The organism is Bradyrhizobium sp. SZCCHNR2028 (assembly GCF_032380995.1).
Taxonomy (GTDB): domain Bacteria; phylum Pseudomonadota; class Alphaproteobacteria; order Rhizobiales; family Xanthobacteraceae; genus Bradyrhizobium.
Genome location: NZ_JAUHJF010000012.1, coordinates 94,113 through 111,757 on the forward strand (window position 1 = coordinate 94,113; position 17,645 = coordinate 111,757).

Sequence of the window (17,645 nt, forward strand, 5' to 3'; positions counted from 1 at the left end):
GGATCGCTCGAATCGCATTGCCGAGGCCCGTGATCACCCTTCGCTGAAGCCCCACGGCCCGCACGCCGCCCTTCGGTCGTGATTTCGCCGCGGTGTTGGCGCAGGTTGCAATCCTTCCCGGTATATTTAGGATTTGTTCACCTTTTCGATAGACCCATGTTGGTCTGGGGATCGAAGTCATCCGCCGCAAAAGGAACGCCGTGCCCTTTTCTGCCCGCGCCACTGCATTGCGATCGACCGCCCTGTCGGTGTCACTCTCGGTGTCCTTGGCCGCCGGCCTGACACTCGGATGGGCTCTCGCCGGACATAGCGCTCTCGCCAAGGACCAGGCTGCTGGGTCCAAGGTTTCGGGATCCAAGGCTCCCGCGGCCAAGGTTCCGGTGCCGAAGGCGCGTCCGATCGCGCGCAGCGCGGTTCCGAAGACGAATACCCACGAGGCCGCCGGGACCAAGAGCGAGGTCGACGCGCGGGCCGAAGCGAAGGCCGAGGTCAAGAGCAGCCCCAAAGGCGCCGGCGAGACGGCGCGCGCGGCACCGAAGGACATCACCCCCGGCGCGGCGGCTGCGAGCCTGCCGGCCCGCCAGCATGCCGCCCTGCCCGTCTCCCGCAAGCCTGTGGTGCCGGCTGCGATCGCCGCGACGTCCTCGACCTCGCAATCCGACAAGGAGGCGCTCGAAAACGTGATCGAGCTCGTCCGCAAGCGCAAGCCCAGCGATGCCACCGAGGTCGTGCAGGCGATCTCGGATCCCGTGGCGCGCAAGCTCGCGGAGTGGGTGATCCTGCGCAGCGACAACAACAATGCCAGCGTGGAGCGCTACCGCGCGTTCATCGCCGCCAACCCGTCCTGGCCGTCGCAGACCTTCCTGCGGCGCCGGCTCGAGGCCGCGTTGTGGGACGACAAGCGCGACGATGCCGTGGTGTGGTCCTGGTTCGAGAACGAATCGCCGCTGTCGGCCAAGGGCAAGTTCGCGCTGGCCCGGGTGATGCTCAATCGCGGCGACCGCGCCAATGCCGAGCGCCTGGTGCGCGATGCCTGGCGCAACGACGCGATGTCCGAGGAGACCGAGAACAACATCCTGGACCAGTACGGTGCCCTGCTGTCCGGCGGCGATCACAAGGCGCGGATGGACACGCTGCTGTATGGCAGCGAGCACGAGGCCGCCATGCGCGCTGCCCGGCGGCTTGGCTCGGGCCACGTGGCGCTGGCAAAAGCGCGAATCGCGACCTACCGCAAAGCCTCCAATAGCCAGAGCCTGCTCGAAGCCGTGCCGCGCGAACTCCACGGCGATGCAGGCTATATCTTCAGCCGCATCCAACTGCTGCGGCGCGACGAAAAATTCGCCGAGGCGGCGCAGCTGATGCTGAACGCGCCCAAGGATCCCGGCCGCCTGCACAATCTGGACGAATGGTGGATCGAGCGCCGACTGCTGGCGCGAAAGATGATCGACACCGGCGAATATCGCAGCGCCTATCTGATCGCGCGGGATGCGGCGCTGCCGAACCGCGACATCTACAAGACCGAGCAGGAATTCACCGCCGGCTGGATCGCACTGCGTTTCCTCAACGATCCGGCCACCGCGACCCAGCACTTTGCGCGCATCGGCGTCGGCAGCGTCAATCCGACCACCCTGGCGCGGGCCGGCTATTGGCAGGGCCGCGCGGCAGAAGCGATGGGGCGCATGCAGGAGGCGCGCGCGGCCTATACGTCGGCCGCCGAGCAGTCCACGAGCTATTACGGACAGCTGGCGCGCGCGAAGCTCGGCCTGCCGCAGCTCGGCCTCAATGCGGCGCCGAGCGGCCGTGGACGCGGCGTCGAGCGGCTCGAGGTGGTGCGCGCGGTGCAGCTGCTCTACGAGCTCGACGAGGGCGAGGTCGCGATCCCGATCTTCGCTGACATGGGCGACAATGGCGACCCCGACGTGCTGGTCGGACTCGCGGAAATCGCCGCGCGAAACAGCGATGCGCGAGCGATGCTGCTGGTCGGCAAGGCCGCACTCAATCGCGGGCTGCCGTTCGACCATTACGCCTATCCGGTCACGGGCATTCCTGCGTTCCGCTCGCTGGGACCGGAGGTCGAGCCGAGCGTGGTCTTCTCGATCGCGCGCCAGGAGAGCGCCTTCAACCAGGCCGTGGTCTCGCCGGCACAGGCCTATGGGCTGATGCAGGTCACGCCGGATGCGGGTCGCTACGTCTGCAAGCGCGCGGGCGTCAGCTTCGATCTGAACCGGATGAAGACCGACCCGGTCTACAACGCGCAGCTCGGCGCCGCCGAGCTCGGCGGCCTGCTCGAGGACTATCGCGGCTCGTACATCATGACCTTCGCGGCCTACAATGCCGGCCGCGGCAGCGTCAGAAAATGGGTCGAGCGCTATGGCGATCCGCGCGATCCCAAGGTCGATGCCGTCGACTGGGTCGAACTGATCCCCTTCTCGGAGACCCGCAACTACGTGCAGCGGGTGATGGAGAACCTGCAGGTCTATCGCGCCCGCTTCGGCGGCGGCTCGCGGCTGCAGATCGAGGCCGATCTGCGCCGCGGCGCGGTGGTGGAGTAGCGAGTAGCGAGTAGCGAGTAGCGAGTAGCGAAGCCTGGGCTCCGCTACGTCGTCAACCGCTATTCTCTACTCCCTATTCGCCATTCGCCCGCACTTACCAGTTGCGCTGGGCACGCACCAGCAGCGAGACCGAGTCCTGGTCCTTCAACTGGTAGGTCGTGGCCGGCTTGGCAACGGCCGCGACCGCCGGTGCGTTCACCACGCCGGTGAACTTCTGGTCCAGCCTGGTCCAAGCGACGTCAGCAGAGAAGGTCAGATTCTTGACCGGCGTCCAGCGCGTGATCACACCCACCGTCGAGATGTTGAAGTCGGGGTTGCAATTCGCAGGCGTGATGCCGAGAGCGACCATGCCTGCACCGTTGCAGATCAGTCCCTTCGCGGTGTTGTTGTATCTGACGCCGCTCCAGGAGCCGTAGACCGCCGTATTCCAGAACGGATCCCAGTTGTGGGTGAAGGCCCCGCGGAAGCCGTAGGTGGTGGTCAACTGCTGCTGCGTATTCGCCCCGAACACCGAATCCGACACGCCCGCGAAGCCCAGGCTCTGGAAAGCGCCGGCCATGTTGCTGCCGCCATACATCGCGTAGTTGATCGGCGCGAGGCTCTGGAAGTTGTAGCGGCTGGCGCCGTTGGTGTAGACGCCCTGCAGATTGATGGTGTCGCCGGCGCCGGTCGGGATGTTCTTGATCGACAGGGCGAGCTGACCCGCATAGCCCCATTTGTCGGCCGGGTGGCCGGTCGTCTCGTTGGCACCGAAGAAGGCGGCGTGATTGTCATGCGCCGCGAACGACGCCTGGAACAGACCCCAGGCCTGATCGACGCGCACCATGCCGACGATGTCGGGCGCGACGTTGCCGCCGAAATTCGACGTGCCATAGCTGCCGGTGAGCACGCCGGCGGCCGTCTGTCCCGCCGTATTCCAGATCTGCGACTGCGAATACTGCGTCGCATCCTGGGCCGAGATCGCGGCCGTGATGCCCGAGCCGAAGTCCGCGGTGTAGGTGAACTGGTTGACGCCGGTGATGGTGCCGCCGCCGCCGGTCAAACCGTCGAAATTGTTGCCGGGATAGTTGGCCCAGGGCGCGTCGAACTGCGACACGGCCTTACCCATGGTGAAGCCGGCAAACTGGATGAAGGCGTAGAAGACACCGAGCCCGCCTTGCGCGATGTTGCCGTCGGCCTGCGCTCCAGGCGCGCCCGCCGTCGAATAGGCAGTCGCGCCCGTGGGGGAGCCGGTCCCCGCGTAGCTGCCCCCGGTCCACTGGAAGACACCATCGAAGAAGGTGCGCACGACGCCATATTCGGTCGCGGTGCGGGTGTCGATGTTGAGGTCGGCACGCGAACGCGTCGTGTAGTAGTTGCTGAGACGATTTCGCCCGCCGGCGACGCCGTTCACGGCATTCTGGAAGATCGTATTCGTACCGAAGCCTGCTTCGGCACGCAGAAAGCCGCCCAGCTTGATGCAGGTGTCGGTGCCCGGAATGTAGAAGAATCCCGCTCCGTACATGGAGCAGACCCTCACATACTCGACCGCTTTGGCCTTGATCGGAAGGTCGGCGGCCTGAGCCCCACCCATGGCGAGCAACGCCGCCCCTGAGCCCAGAACAAGGCTCCTCACAGTCTTCATACTAACCTCCAAATTGCTCAGTTCAGACCGGCCCGGCTCGACATCGAACGACCGCCCCCACGGTCAGCCCGTCTCCAGCTGCACCACAGTGCTCGCGCATAGCGTTGCAGTCGGAACGATCGAGAGGCGGACTTGGTGCTTTATCGGACCATTCTCGTGACCGGCCGGATCACGCATGTGGCGCGGCCGCGGCACGGCGCACGGCTGCCAAATCTCCAAGAGTAATGTGTCGGGGAAGACTTTCGCCGCCGAATGCATGTCGCGGTCGTGGCGGGAATGCAGCAGGACGGGCGCCGAGAAGGGCGGCGAGCGCGAGTCTCCCAGTTCTCCGGCCTGACCATCGCGGCACCCGCCCTCGCCTGCCCGAGGTCACGCAGGCCAAGCTTGGCTCAAACGTGCGGTCGAACCGAACGAACCCGGCGACCGCCTCTCACGGATGTTTGAGCCGGCTGGCCACGAGTCGGTCGCGAAATTCCATCCAGATCACATTGCGTCGCGTGGCCGCGCGGTGTGGTTCTCGGGCGGGTCTGCAGCATGTTTGTCAGCGACGGAGCGGAGCGGCGAGGAATGCGGGTCTCGGCGCTGGAGCACGAGCTGGCCAGGCAAAGAAAAACCCCCGGCAGTTGCCTGCCGGGGGCTGGTCAAACCGTCATGAGACGGTCTGGATCACCAGTTGCGCTGAGCGCGGAGCAGCAGCACAGCCGACTGCTGATCCTTGATCTCGTACACAGCGGCCGGCTTCGCGACGGCAGCAACCGCCGGCGAGGTCACCGAACCAGAGTGCTTCTGGTCGAGCCAGGAGTAGGCGAAGTCGGCCGAGAAGGTCAGGTTCTTGACCGGGGTCCAGCGCGTGATCAGGCCGATGGTGGCCAGATCGAAGTCCGGATTACAGGTCGAACCCGCGTTGAAGGCCGCGACAACGCCGGGGCTGGTGCAGATCAGGCCCTTGGCAGTGCCGTTGTAACGGACGGCAGCCCAAGACCCGTAGATCGCAGTGTTCCAGGCCGGGTTCCAGTTGTGCGTATAAGCACCACGGATACCGTAGGTCGTGGTCAGCTGCTGCTCACCGCCGGTCGTGAAGACCGAGTCGCCCACGCCCGCAAAGCCGATGCTCTGATAGGCGCCAGCCAGACCCGTGCTGCCGTACATCGAGTAGTTGTTCGGCATCAGGCTCTGGATGTTGTAGCGGCTCGCACCATTGGTGTAGACGCCCTGCACGTTGATCGTGTCACCAGGTCCGGTCGGGATGTTCTTGATCGACAGGGCCAGCTGAGCCGCCCAACCCCACTTGTCGGCCGGGTGGCCGGAGGTCTCGGACGCGCCGTAGTAAGCGACATGATTGTCATGCGCCGCGAACGACGCCTGGAACAGACCCCAGGCCTGGTCGACGCGGACCATACCGACGAAGTCCGGAGCAACGTTGCCGCCGTAGGCGCTGGTGCCGTAAGCACCACCGATCACGCCAGCCGCCGTCGAACCAGCCACGTTCCAGAGGTTGTTCTGGTAGTAGGCAGTCGCATCCTGGGCCGAAACCGTGGCCGTGATGCCGGAGCCGAAGTCAGCGGTGTAGCTCAGCTGATTGACGCCGGTGACCGTGCCGCCGCCGCCAGCGAGACCGTCGAAGTTGTTGCCCGGATAGTTGGTCCAGGGCGTGTCGAACTGCGACACGGCCTTACCCATCGTGAAGCCGGCGAACTGGATAAAGGCATAGTACACGCCGAGCGAGCCCTGCGCGATGTTGCCGTCGGCCTGAGCGCCAGGCGCACCCGCCGTCGAGTAGGCGGTCGCACCGGTGGCCGAACCCGTGCCGGCATAGCCGCCCGAGGTCCAGCTGAAGGTCAGGTCGGCGAAGGTGCGGACCACGCCGTATTCGGTCGCCGTGCGGGTGTCGATGTTCAGATCTTCACGAGCACGAGAGGTGTAGTAGTTGCTGAGGCGGTTGTGTGCGCCGCCCTGGCCGCTGAACGTTCCGTTGAAGATGCTGTTGCTGCCGGCGACCACTTCGGCGCGCAGGTAGCCACCCAGCTTGATACAGGTGTCGGTGCCGGGGATGTAGTAGAAGCCCGCACCATACAGGGAGCAAACCTTCACATACTCGACCGCTTTGGCCTTGATCGGAAGGTCGGCCGCCTGAGCCGCGGACATGGCGAGCAGAGCTGCCGCCGAGCCGAGGACAAGGCTCTTAACCGTCTTCATTTAAACCTCCAAGTTGCTCTTTTGAGAAAGAACCGGACCAAGATCCCCCAGGACGATCCGCTTCCTCCGCTCCCGAAAAACCGCTTCAGCCGCTTCGCGCCATCGGACACACCCGCATCACGCGAGGGACTTAAGCGAACCACCTGTCACGGGACGATCGAGTAACCCCCCACCGTCGCCAGGAACTATGCCTTCGCTCATTCGGTAAGCAAAATAGTTTATGCAGTCAGGTAATTGAATGAAGCCGAAATGTGTCTTGGGGGCAACACAATGGCAGCTTGTTGTGCAGCGCACGGGGGACGACGGATGTCCTCCTAGATAAGTGATTTTGTTGCGGATTTTTTTTCTTTAGGGTCAAGCTTCGTACCGGAACTCCTGAGCAATGGCGCCCTTGAAGAACATGTCTGCCGCACCTGTGGAAGCGGACGCGCAACCGAAGACTGCCGAACATCTGCCGAAGAATCGCAACGCCATTCTTCGCTTCGCCAGGGAGATCTCCACGATCAACGTCCATCTGGAGGAGCTGAGGTACTTCTGGGCCAAGAGAATCGGCATCAGTGGCCCGCAATGGATGATCCTGATGGCGATCTCCGAACTGGATCAAGGTGAGGGAGTTGCCGTGAATGCGGCGGCCAAGCGGCTGCACGTCGACCCCTCCTTCGTCACGACGCAGTCGAAGCTGCTCGAGAAGAAGGGCTTCATGGAACGCAAGCCCGCCCCCAACGATGCGCGCGTGGTCCGGATGTCGCTCACCGCCAAGACATCGGAGCAGTTCGCCGAGCTGGAAGCTCAGCAAGCGCAGATCTTCGGCTTCATCTTCGAGGAATTCGACGCTCGTGAGCTCGCGACCTTCACGGACAAGCTGGCTGGCCTCAAGGACCGTTTCGAAAAGGCCAGCGCGCGACTCACGATGGGGCTCTGAGGCCCCCCGAGGCGGTCACGGCCCGACCGCCTCTTACAGGCAGCGAGCGCAGACATGCGGTCGCGTCAGCCTGGAGGCCGCGGAGACCCCGCCAGACGCTTGGCGATCCAGTCGAAGACGAAGGCATCGGCTTCGAGCCAATCGGCGCCCGCGCTGGAGACGATCTTCAGGGTGATGTCCGGGTGCTCGCGCTTGATCTGCGCGATCAGCCGGGTTGCGATGTCGGCTCGAAGCCAGCCACGCTCCGGCACCGTCACCAGCAGCGGACACATGATCTGCCGCGCCGCCAGCCCATCGGCCGCGATCGACAGCCTGCCCCGCTCGCCCGCACCGGGTCGGCGCGACAGGAAGACGCGCTCGTGAATGTCCCACAAGCCGGCGTCGCAGACCGCCGCAGCATACCGCGGATCGAGTGCGATGCCGCGCGCGACAAAGGACGAGCTCCAGTCGTCGGCCAGGATCGCGATCCGGCCTTCGTCCACGTCATCACGGGACGTCACGTAGTCCGTCACGCTCGCGATGGCTGATTCGAGATCGCGACCGCCGACGATCTCCTCGAAGCGGCAGTCCGGTCCGCTGCCCAGCAGATCGACCACCAGCAACGCCAAGCCGCGCTGCTCCGCATGGGCTGCAAGCTTGAACAGGGACGTTTCCTTGCGACGGCCGGGCTCACCGATGCAGATGACGGTGGGCGCCCTGCCTGCCTCGCAGCGCGCCGGCAGGAAATAGGCTTCGAGCGAATAGTCCGCGCGCCAGGGAATCGTGACGACCTCTCCTGGCGGATCGGCGCAGCGCAGGAATTCGCGCGCACATTCGCGCATGCGGGACAGCACGACGGCCTGGCGGGAGCGTGAGCTGCTGAACGGACAGGCCGCAGCCTCATAACAATCGACCGCGCGCGACCATTTGCGCAACGCCAGCTCGGGACGGCCGCTGCTCACAGCGTCGGCGGCGGCAGCCTTCATTGCATCCGCGCATTGCATCCACTCGCGATACCAGGACTCGTCGTCGCTGGCGTCGATCCGCTGCGCAACCGCCAGACATTCCGCAAGCTCGGCCCGGCCCTCCGGCCGCGCCTCCAGCAACCGCGTGATGGCGCCCGCCAGATCGTCTTGCTCGGACCACGGACGCAGCACTCCCACAGAGCCTTCCGAACTCATCTTGGACTGATTCCTCGCTGGCGTGACGGTGTGGCCCCGTCATCTGGCGGTCATCGTGACCACCCGGGATTTCCCGGTCAAGCCGATGCGCAAGGAATTTTGCTCCGACCTTTGGTCTACGATGGATGCTTTGCGCTGACGCGCAGCGGTTGCACCGGTACGTTGCAACCGAAAGCCAACCTCAGGAACCGAGCGACGAGGAGATCCTGAAATGAAGAAACCTCCGGCGGGGCATCGCCAGAGGTTTCGTGGAGTCTAACATCATATGATCGTCGAACTTGGATCGGCAGTGTCCTCTTGAGGAGGGATCGCTATCAGCGCGTGACAAAATTAGCTTATCAACTCATCTGTTTTCAACACCAATTTAAAAAAAATACCGACAGACTGTCAAGTTATTGAAAAGAAAGTGATTTTCGATCAACGAGGCGTTCGGAATCCTCCTCATTACCTCAGCCGCCGATTTTGATTTGTCTCAGTTGCCGATCTTGCATCGATCTTCGAGCGAGCCTGACTCGGGTGCTGGGCCGGAATGCGCTGTCACAAGCAGCAAAAGCCCCCGGCAGTTTCCTGCCGGGGGCTCTTGAACCCGATCAGACGATCAGGATCAGAAGTTGCGCTGAGCGCGGAGCAGCAAGGACACCGAGTTCTGGTCCTTGAGCTGGTAGGTCGCCGCCGGCTTGGAAACCGTGGCCGAACCCGGGTACGCGATGTTGCCCGAGTACTTCTGGTCCAGGTTGGTCCAGGCCACGTCGGCCGAGAAGGTCAGGTTCTTGACCGGGGTCCAACGGGTGATCAAGCCGAGCGAGGAGATGTTGAAGTCGGGGTTGCAGGTGAAGCCCGCGCCCGCGATCGCACCCATCGCCGCGCTGCCGCAGATCAGGCCCTTGGCAGTGTTGTTGTAGCTCACGGCAGCCCACGAACCGTAGATCGCCGAGTTCCAGGTCGGGCTCCAGTTGTGGGTGTAAGCACCACGGAAGCCGTAGGTCGTGGTCAGCTGCTGCTCACCGCCGGTCACGAAGACCGAGTCGCTGACGCCAGCGAAGCCGAGCGTGCCGTAGACACCAGCCGTGCTGCTGCCGCCGTACATCGCGTAGGTGGTCGGCACCAGGCTCTGAGCGTTGTAACGGCTCGCACCGTTGGTGTAGACGCCCTGGATGTTGATGGTGTCGCCGGGGCCGGTCGGGATGTTCTTGATCGACAAGGCCAGCTGAGCCGCCCAGCCCCACTTGTCAGCCGGGTGACCGGTGAGCTCGGTGGCGCCGTAGTAGCCGGTGTGGTTGTCATGCGCCGCGAACGACGCCTGGAACAGACCCCAGGCCTGGTCGACGCGGACCATGCCGACGATGTCCGGAGCAACGTTGCCGCCGAACGAGTTGGTGCCGTAGGAGCCGCCAACGATGCTGGCTGCAGTGATGCCCGACACGTTCCACAGGTTCGTCGTGTAGTACTGGGTCGCGTCCTGCGCCGAGATCGCAGCCGTGATGCCCGAGCCGAAGTCGGCGGTGTAGGTGAACTGGTTGACACCGGTCACGGTGCCGCCGCCGCCCCACAGGCCGTCGAAGTTGTTGCCCGGGTAGTTGGTCCAGGGCGCGTCGAACTGCGACACGGCCTTACCCATCGTGAAGCCAGCGAACTGGATGAAGGCGTAGTACACGCCCAGGCCACCCTGCGCGATGTTGCCGTCGGCCTGTGCGCCAGGAGCGCCAGCCGTCGAGTAGGCGGTTGCGCCGGTCGCCGAACCCGAGCCGGCGTAGGTGCCGCTGGTCCAGGTGAACGTCAGATCGGCATAGGTACGAACCACGCCGTACTCGGTCGCGGTGCGCGTGTCGATGTTGAGGTCCTGACGAGCACGGCTGTAGTAGTAGTTGCTGTGGCGGTTCATGCCGCCGGCAACGCCGTTGACGGCGTTGTTGTACTGGCCATTGCTGGCGAACGACGTTTCAGCACGCAGGTAGCCGCCCAGCTTGATGCAGGTGTCGGTGCCGGGGATGTAGTAGAAGCCGGCGCCGTAAAGCGAGCAGACCTTCACATATTCGACCGCCTTGGCCTTGATCGGAAGGTCAGCTGCCTGAGCCCCGGACATGGCGACGAGAGCGGCCGCCGAGCCCAGGACAAGGCTCTTGATCGTGTTCATAATGTTAAACCTCCAAGTTGCTCAGTCAGGGAAGGTTCCGCCTCCGCTGGGTGAGAGACACCCTTGGGGTTGGTACCGTTATCCCTCTTCGACCCGTCGCTCAGCCGCTTCGCGCTATGGGACACACCCGCATGAACGCGAGGGACTTGAGCGAACGACCTAAACGGGACGACGTCGGGATGCCCCCCTTCGTCGTGTGAGCAGAATTACCGAAGGCCTTTGCACACGCAACAAAGGAACCATCATTGCGGCGCCCAGGCGGCGCCTTTTCGGATTGGTGTTGCACAAAAGGCACGCGACCGTGGTTCTGCGGGAACACCTAACTTGCTGTTTATGTTATCGTTTTGTCACAACGCAATTTTGGGTGTTCAGGGCCGCGAGCACTCGCCCGCCAGGAACCCGCCCCAAGTCAGGCACGGGGCCACGAATCCAGCCAAGGCGCTGAACGAGAATCGGACCGGAGGACGATGCCCTCTGCGCCCCTGCCACCGGCCCGTCGTTCCAGGCGACCCTCTATATTGGTGACGCTCTATATCAGGGACCATCGAGAGGGCCTGCGCCGCCCGTCGACTTCCATGCCGTGCCGCGTCCGATCAAACGGCAGGCTCAGCTCGGATCGATCGCCAACGGTGGAGATCACCGTCCGGGGCCGATCCGGCGAAGACGCAGCCCTGTGAGGATTTCGAAACCGCATGCAATCTGCCGCTTGCGGCTCAGCGCGGCGTCGGGCATACCGACCCTCGCTGGAGACGTGGCCGAGTGGCTGAAGGCGGCGGTTTGCTAAACCGTTATAGGGTTGTAAAGCCCTATCGAGGGTTCGAATCCCTCCGTCTCCGCCAGCCGCCCGTCGGCGCGGCCAGCAGCCCCCTACCCCTGATCATCCGCATCAAAGCCGAGCCGTTCACGCACCTGCCGGATCGTAACGGACCGTGGCCGCCGTGATCACGGTTGCCGCGCGATCACGCGCGGGCTCAATCGAACAGGCCACGGCTGATATTGATCACGAAGGCGGCGGGCACGCCGATGACGGTGCCGACGAAGCCATAGCCCAGCGCAGCCCACCATGACGCCGCGCCTCCTGCTCCCATCACGGCACCGTAGATGGCGCCGAGGCCCGCACAGAGCACGGTCACCACGACGAGGCAGCGGTCATTGTGGGCCTCGACCCGCAGACGCTTCAACTCCCGCCGGCTCTGCACCGCGGGCCCGGCCGGCTCGGTCGATCCGCAATGCGGGCACGCCACTGCGCTGAAGGAGACGCCGCTGCCGCAGTCATGGCAGTCGATCAGCTCTTGCCGCCGCGCCTGTCGCCGTGCCTGGCCCATGCCGTCAATCCCGCCTGCCTGCGTCACATCGGACGACAGATAGGAGATTCATAGGCGCGCGACGAGGCCCGCTTCCGACGAGAATGAACGATCGGGCGCGGGTCACCCCAGCGTCCCGGTTCGCGGCCGGCGAACTGGCTCGTGCGGCATGGCTCGCACCGAAAGCGAGATCCGCCAAGTCGCGGCCGAGTTCGCTCAGTGCGCGGTCATCCAGGCGCGCGCCTCGCGCTGCGCGGTCGCGATCTCGGCATCCGACATCTGCTCGGCGACCTCGCGGCGCATTGCCACGGCGTCGACGCGCCCCCTGAGGGCGGCGAGATTGAACCATTTGTGCGCGGCGATCAGATCGACCGCACCGTCGCGACCACTCGCATAGAGCATGCCGAGCTCGAACAGGACATCGCCGCTGGCGCCCTGCTCCGCGGTGGTCACATCATCAAAATTGAGTTGTCCCTGAAACATCGTCGCTCTCCTTCGCCCGAGGAGGCGGCCGGTCACCCGAGCACGCCCCCGTCCAACTGTTCAACGCCTGGTTATCCCCATGCCGTCTCGCGGCTTATGCGCGAAGGATGACCGATCAAGTTTGAAAGGCAGTTTAAACATCGTGCTGAACGAGCCCTGAACGCGGAACCCCGCATTTTCCCGGGACGGCTTCAATGCATTGATTCGAAATGGATTCTTCAACTCGGCAAAGAGCGGTTTACCGTTCTGTTTGGCAAACCCCTAACCATCCGCGAAAGCGCTTCACCGCTCCGGGGCGGAGCGCACCACGCAGGCGGTCAACAGCCGCACTGGGACCGGACACGTCTTGACACAGGGTGCGAGAGATTGCGTAGCGCACTGCGGCACGAGTACGCCGAGCTGCTAGTAAGGTCGTTCGTCTATGGGAGACTGGGAGGCACGCAGTCGCCGGAGGCGCGGTGCTCAGGGATCGAGGGCGTCGGCGAACACGTCAGGATCAGATCCCACTCTGGCTGATAGCCGCTCGTGAGATTGCAGACCGGAAACGCGATCTGCACCGAACGAAGAAATCCTGTTTCTTCTGCCGGACCGCACCGCGAGCGAAGCCGCTCTCGAGTTCGATCCGACCGTTGACCTGATGTCTCGCCGACACCCTCTATCGTCTGTTGGAGCTTCAGGAGATCTGCCCGGCTCGCGAGGAGCTATGCCGACCTGCGTTCCAACGACGTGCCGGCATCAGCTGCCGGACTCATCTCGCAAGGACTGCGAGAGTTACTTCTTCTTGGCGACCTTCTTGGTCTTCTTGGCAGTCTTCTTCGCCGCGGTCTTCGCGACCTTCTTCACTGCCTTCTTCGCCTTCTTCGCTTTCTTGGCCATGTTGCCCTCCGATGTGAGATGGCTTAGTCGATGCGTGCACTCGGGAATCGAGCTGCACTCCTCATCGATACACCAACGAGTGAAAAAAAACAGCTTCCGGCTTAAGGAAGTGTTGACAGGCGCGCGCGCACGCGGCTGACGCAACGCGCGAAGCAGTGCGAGGTTCGACATCGCAAACGCGCACACGGCTGCGCGCGACGCCAAGCGCGCTACTGATAGACATTGCAGAAAAAGCCTACGCTGCAAGCATTTTCTGAACTGCTACATGACAGCGCGAAAGCGGCGGCGTGCACATCGCAAGGCGCGGACTCGCACGATGAAGGCGGCGCGCGGACTCTGAGTCGTAAATTTTGGCAACGAAAAAATTTTCATTGCACACGCCCTCGTGTGCGTTCGAACGCTCGGCAATGGTGGCTTTTTTGCGAATCGCGCGCAGCGATTCGCGAAGTCGTCGGGTCAAACAAAACGGCGCGCACCGTGTGCGCGCCGCTGGAACGAAGACGAGCGATCGCCGTTTCAGATGCCGAGCTTGCTCTTCAGGATGTCGTTGACCGCCTGCGGATTGGCCTTGCCGCCCGACGACTTCATCACCTGACCGACGAACCAGCCGGCCAGCTGCGGCTTCGCTTTCGCCTGCGCCACCTTGTCCGGATTGGCGGCGATGATCTCGTCGACAACCTTCTCGATCGCGCCGAGGTCGGTCACCTGCTTCATGCCGCGGCTCTCGACCAGCTCGCGCGGATCGCCGCCCTCGCTCCAGACGATCTCGAACAGGTCCTTGGCGATCTTGCCTGAGATGGTGCCCTCGCCGATCAGCGCGACGATCGCGGCGAGCTGGCTTGCCGACACCGGCGAGGACGCGATGTCGCGGCCTTCCTTGTTGAGCCGGCCGAACAGCTCGTTGATGACCCAGTTGGCGGCGAGCTTGCCGTCGCGCGCCCGGTCGGACAGCGCCTCCAGCACGCTCTCATAGAACGCCGCGCTCTCGCGCTCGGCCACCAGCACCGAGGCGTCATAGGGCGAGAGGCCGACATCGGCGATGAAGCGCGCCTTCTTCTGATCCGGCAGCTCCGGCAGTGCCGCCTTCAGCTCGTCGACGAAGGCCTGGCTGAACTCGAGCGGCAACAGGTCCGGATCCGGGAAGTAACGGTAGTCGTGCGCCTCCTCCTTGGACCGCATCGAGCGCGTCTCGCCCTTGTCGGGATCGAACCTCCGGGTTTCCTGCTCGATCACGCCGCCGTCCTCGATGATCTCGATCTGGCGCCGCGCCTCGGCCTCGACCGCCTGGCCGATGAAATTGATCGAGTTGATGTTCTTGATCTCGCAGCGGGTGCCGAGCGGGCCGCCCGGCTTGCGCACGGAGACGTTGACGTCGGCGCGCAGGCTTCCCTTCTCCATGTCGCCGTCGCAGGTGCCGAGATAGCGCAGGATCGAGCGCAGCTTGCTCACATAGGCCTTGGCCTGCTCGGCATCGCGGATGTCCGGCTTGGAGACGATCTCCATCAGCGCCACGCCACAGCGGTTGAAGTCGATATAGGACAGCGACGGCGACTGGTCGTGCAGCATCTTCCCGGGATCCTGCTCGAGGTGCAGGCGCTCGATGCCGATCGTGGCGGTCTTGCCGCCGTCGAGCTCGACCGCGACCTCGCCCTCGCCCACGATCGGATCCTTGTACTGGCTGATCTGATAGCCCTGCGGCAGGTCGGGGTAGAAATAGTTCTTGCGGTCGAACACCGAGCGCAGGTTGATCTTGGCGTTCAGCCCGAGCCCGGTGCGCACCGCCTGGCGGACGCACTCCTCGTTGATGACCGGCAGCATGCCCGGCATCGCCACGTCGACCAGCGAGACGTGGCTGTTGGGATCGCCGCCGAACGCGGTCGAGGCGCCCGAGAACAGCTTCGACTTCGAGGTGACCTGGGCATGGATCTCCATGCCGATCACGACCTCCCAGTCGCCGGTGGCGCCCTTCATCAGCTTGCCGCTGGTTGCCGTCATGGCCCTCAACTCCCCATCAGCGCGGAGACGATCCGCTCAAATTCGATATCCAATGCATCCTTGGCGACGGGCTGCCCGGCCTGCCGATACCAGTAGGCGGCATTGCCGAGATCGCCTTCGACGCGATGCAGATGCGCGTGCACCCAGGCCGCGTCGCGGCCGGTCTCGTCCTGAATGATCTTGTGCGAGCGGTCCCAGTCGCCCTTCGCCAGCCACCACAGGCCGGTCAGCACGGGCGACAGTCCGGCCGCGGGCGCGTCGCCCGCGAGGCTCGTCTTGAAATCGGCGACGCTTACCACCACCGGACCGGCGTGAAGCGTCCCGCCGCCTGCTCGATGACCTCGCCGAGCGAGAACAGCGTCTCCTCGTCGAACGGACGGCCGATCAGTTGCAGCCCGAGCGGCAGCCCCTGACTGTCCTTGCCGGCGGGCACGGCGATGCCTGGCAGTCCCGCCATGTTCACGGTCACCGTGAAGATGTCGTTGAGATACATCTCGATCGGGTCGGCGCCGCCCTTCTCGCCGATGCCGAAGGCGGCCGACGGTGTCGCCGGGGTCAGGATGGCGTTGACGCCCTTGGCGAAGCAGTCCTCGAAATCCTTCTTGATGAGGGTGCGGACCTTCTGCGCGCGCAGATAATAGGCGTCGTAATAGCCGGCCGACAGCACATAGGTTCCGATCATGACGCGGCGGCGGACCTCGGCGCCAAACCCTTCGGCCCTGGTGTTCTCGTACATCTCGCCGATGGACTTCCCCGGCACGCGCAGGCCATAGCGGACGCCGTCGTAGCGCGCGAGGTTAGAGGACGCTTCCGCCGGCGCCACGATGTAATAGGCCGGCAGCGCGTATTTGGTGTGCGGCAGCGACACCTCGACCAGCTCGGCACCGGCCGCCTTCAGCCACGCCGCGCCCTCGCTCCAGAGCTTCTCGATCTCGGCCGGCATGCCGTCCAGCCGGTACTCCTTGGGAATGCCGATCTTCATGCCCTTCACCGACCTGCCGATCGCCGCCTCGTAGTCCGGCACGGGGATGTCGACCGAGGTCGTATCCTTCGGATCGTGGCCGGCCATCGAGCGCAGCAGGATCGCCGCATCCCGGGTCGTGCGCGCGATCGGCCCGGCCTGGTCGAGCGACGAGGCAAAGGCGACGATGCCCCAGCGCGAGCAGCGGCCATAGGTCGGCTTGATGCCGACAGTGGCGGTGAACGCCGCCGGCTGGCGGATCGAGCCGCCGGTGTCGGTTGCGGTCGCGCCCATGCAGAGCAGCGCGGCCACCGCCGAAGCCGAGCCGCCGGACGAGCCGCCCGGCACCAAGGTGGTGTTGGAGCCCTCGCGGCGCCACGGGTTGCCGACCGGGCCGAAGCACGAGGTCTCGTTCGACGAGCCCATGGCGAACTCGTCATTGTTGAGCTTGCCGAGCATGACCGCGCCGTCGCGCCAGAGCTGCGAGGTCACGGTCGACTCGTAAGGCGGCACGAAATTGCCGAGGATCTTCGAGCACGCCGTGGTGCGGACGTCCTTGGTGGCGAACAGATCCTTGATCCCCAGCGGAATGCCGGCCAGCGGCCCGCCTTCGCCCTTATTGATCCTGGCGTCGGCGTCGCGCGCCATGGCGCGCGCCTGATCCGGCGTCTCCATCACGAAGGCGTTGAGGGCGCGCGCGTCCTCGATGGCCTTGAGATGAGCGTCGGTCAGCTCGAGCGACGTGAAGGTCTTGCTCGCGAGGCCCTTGCGGGCCTCGGCGAGCGTCAGCGAAGTCAAATCGGTCATTTGTTGATCGGGCTGCAGAAGAACGGAGAAAGCGTCTTGTCGTCGGCCGGGTCGTCCGCGAAGAACTTGTGCTTCTTGGGCTCGGCTTTCTTGGTATTGGCGGCCGCTTCGAGCTGGTCGAGAATCTCGTTCACGGCCTTGTCCGGATCAGCGGCCTTGCCCTGCCGCTCCATCGCGTCGAGATAGTCCATATAGGCCTTGTAGGCCGCTTCATCGTCGCAGAGCAGGCACATGGCGTTGGCTCGCTTGTCGGTTACGGCTCGGGTCGATCGCGCCGGAGCAGCGACCAATCCAACCCCTTGGCTATTCCACGACCTTCGGCACGAGGAAGAAGTGGTTCTCGGTCGCCGGCGCGTTCTTGACGATGTCGTCGGCGATCTCGCCGTCATTGACGACGTCCTGACGCTTCTTCATCGCCATCGGCGTCACCGAGGTCATCGGCTCGACGCCCTCGACATTGACCTCCGACAGCTGCTCGACGAAATCCAGCATCGCATTGAGTTCGCCCTGCAGATGCGGGACCTCGGCGTCAGTGACAGCGATCCGCGCCAATTGCGCGATCCGGCGGACGGTGGCGGCATCGACCGACATTATATAGGGCCTCACGGGACAAGGTGAACCCGCCCTATAG

General features: G+C 64.3%; 13 protein-coding genes and 1 tRNA gene. 3 read left to right on the forward strand and 11 right to left on the reverse strand.

Annotated features, from left to right (window positions below):
* Window positions 1–200: 200 nt before the first annotated feature.
* Window positions 201–2,552: a lytic transglycosylase domain-containing protein gene (locus QX121_RS19655; RefSeq protein WP_315784473.1), complete on the forward strand. Its 2,352-nt coding sequence runs from the start codon at window positions 201–203 to the stop codon at window positions 2,550–2,552.
* A 94-nt stretch (window positions 2,553–2,646) separates the two neighbouring features.
* Here QX121_RS19655 and QX121_RS19660 read toward each other — a convergent pair whose 3' ends face one another.
* Together QX121_RS19660 and QX121_RS19665 are read right to left on the reverse strand one after the other, a co-directional pair.
* Window positions 2,647–4,176, reverse strand: a complete 1,530-nt coding sequence (locus QX121_RS19660) for a porin (RefSeq protein ID WP_315740265.1) — start codon at window positions 4,174–4,176, stop codon at window positions 2,647–2,649.
* Between the two features lie 666 nt (window positions 4,177–4,842).
* Entirely contained in the window at window positions 4,843–6,372 is a 1,530-nt protein-coding gene (locus tag QX121_RS19665; RefSeq protein ID WP_315740266.1) for a porin, read from the reverse strand.
* A 400-nt stretch (window positions 6,373–6,772) separates the two neighbouring features.
* Between QX121_RS19665 and QX121_RS19670 the strand changes: the two genes are divergently transcribed.
* Window positions 6,773–7,294, forward strand: coding sequence for a MarR family winged helix-turn-helix transcriptional regulator (locus tag QX121_RS19670; RefSeq protein WP_315812809.1), 522 nt, complete (start codon window positions 6,773–6,775; stop codon window positions 7,292–7,294).
* 65 nt (window positions 7,295–7,359) lie between these two features.
* Here the strand turns inward: QX121_RS19670 and QX121_RS19675 are convergent, their stop codons facing one another.
* Window positions 7,360–8,436, reverse strand: coding sequence for a hypothetical protein (locus QX121_RS19675; RefSeq protein WP_315812810.1), 1,077 nt, complete (start codon window positions 8,434–8,436; stop codon window positions 7,360–7,362).
* Between the two features lie 622 nt (window positions 8,437–9,058).
* Window positions 9,059–10,588 carry a porin gene (locus QX121_RS19680; protein ID WP_315784479.1) on the reverse strand — a complete coding sequence of 510 codons (1,530 nt, stop codon included), beginning with the start codon at window positions 10,586–10,588 and terminating at the stop codon, window positions 9,059–9,061.
* Window positions 10,589–11,333: 745 nt separating this feature from the next.
* Between QX121_RS19680 and QX121_RS19685 the strand changes: the two genes are divergently transcribed.
* Window positions 11,334–11,427, forward strand: a tRNA-Ser gene (locus QX121_RS19685).
* A 132-nt stretch (window positions 11,428–11,559) separates the two neighbouring features.
* Here the strand turns inward: QX121_RS19685 and QX121_RS19690 are convergent.
* The 7 genes from QX121_RS19690 to gatC all read right to left on the reverse strand — a co-directional run bounded on the left by QX121_RS19690 (window position 11,560) and on the right by gatC (window position 17,605).
* A complete protein-coding gene (locus QX121_RS19690; protein ID WP_315740270.1) occupies window positions 11,560–11,913 on the reverse strand; it encodes a hypothetical protein in 354 nt (117 codons plus the stop codon).
* A gap of 195 nt (window positions 11,914–12,108) precedes the next feature.
* Window positions 12,109–12,375 (reverse strand): hypothetical protein, encoded by a 267-nt coding sequence (locus QX121_RS19695; protein WP_315740271.1) that lies wholly within the window; start codon window positions 12,373–12,375, stop codon window positions 12,109–12,111.
* Window positions 12,376–13,767: 1,392 nt separating this feature from the next.
* Window positions 13,768–15,246 (reverse strand): Asp-tRNA(Asn)/Glu-tRNA(Gln) amidotransferase subunit GatB, encoded by a 1,479-nt coding sequence (gene gatB / locus QX121_RS19700; protein ID WP_315812811.1) that lies wholly within the window; start codon window positions 15,244–15,246, stop codon window positions 13,768–13,770.
* Window positions 15,247–15,251: 5 nt separating this feature from the next.
* Window positions 15,252–15,548, reverse strand: a complete 297-nt coding sequence (locus QX121_RS19705) for a hypothetical protein (RefSeq protein WP_315740273.1) — start codon at window positions 15,546–15,548, stop codon at window positions 15,252–15,254.
* Window positions 15,539–17,014 (reverse strand): Asp-tRNA(Asn)/Glu-tRNA(Gln) amidotransferase subunit GatA, encoded by a 1,476-nt coding sequence (gene gatA, locus QX121_RS19710; protein WP_315773130.1) that lies wholly within the window; start codon window positions 17,012–17,014, stop codon window positions 15,539–15,541. The genes QX121_RS19705 and gatA overlap by 10 nt, the downstream gene beginning before the upstream one ends.
* On the reverse strand, window positions 17,011–17,247 hold the full coding sequence (locus tag QX121_RS19715) for a hypothetical protein (RefSeq protein ID WP_315812812.1): 237 nt from the start codon (window positions 17,245–17,247) through the stop codon (window positions 17,011–17,013). The genes gatA and QX121_RS19715 overlap by 4 nt, the downstream gene beginning before the upstream one ends.
* A 70-nt stretch (window positions 17,248–17,317) precedes the next feature.
* A complete protein-coding gene (gene gatC, locus QX121_RS19720; protein ID WP_315773127.1) occupies window positions 17,318–17,605 on the reverse strand; it encodes an Asp-tRNA(Asn)/Glu-tRNA(Gln) amidotransferase subunit GatC in 288 nt (95 codons plus the stop codon).
* Between the last annotated feature and the right edge of the window lie 40 nt (window positions 17,606–17,645).

What these genes read in the sequence shown, in the direction of transcription:
- QX121_RS19670 (WP_315812809.1), top strand. Translation starts at nt 6,773, where the DNA reads ATGTCTGCCGCACCTGTGGAAGCGGACGCGCAACCGAAGACTGCCGAA.
- QX121_RS19665 (WP_315740266.1), bottom strand. Translation starts at nt 6,372, where the DNA reads ATGAAGACGGTTAAGAGCCTTGTCCTCGGCTCGGCGGCAGCTCTGCTC.
- QX121_RS19660 (WP_315740265.1), bottom strand. Translation starts at nt 4,176, where the DNA reads ATGAAGACTGTGAGGAGCCTTGTTCTGGGCTCAGGGGCGGCGTTGCTC.
- QX121_RS19690 (WP_315740270.1), bottom strand. Translation starts at nt 11,913, where the DNA reads ATGGGCCAGGCACGGCGACAGGCGCGGCGGCAAGAGCTGATCGACTGC.
- gatB (WP_315812811.1), bottom strand. Translation starts at nt 15,246, where the DNA reads ATGACGGCAACCAGCGGCAAGCTGATGAAGGGCGCCACCGGCGACTGG.
- gatA (WP_315773130.1), bottom strand. Translation starts at nt 17,014, where the DNA reads ATGACCGATTTGACTTCGCTGACGCTCGCCGAGGCCCGCAAGGGCCTC.
- QX121_RS19695 (WP_315740271.1), bottom strand. Translation starts at nt 12,375, where the DNA reads ATGTTTCAGGGACAACTCAATTTTGATGATGTGACCACCGCGGAGCAG.
- QX121_RS19715 (WP_315812812.1), bottom strand. Translation starts at nt 17,247, where the DNA reads ATGTGCCTGCTCTGCGACGATGAAGCGGCCTACAAGGCCTATATGGAC.
- QX121_RS19680 (WP_315784479.1), bottom strand. Translation starts at nt 10,588, where the DNA reads ATGAACACGATCAAGAGCCTTGTCCTGGGCTCGGCGGCCGCTCTCGTC.
- gatC (WP_315773127.1), bottom strand. Translation starts at nt 17,605, where the DNA reads ATGTCGGTCGATGCCGCCACCGTCCGCCGGATCGCGCAATTGGCGCGG.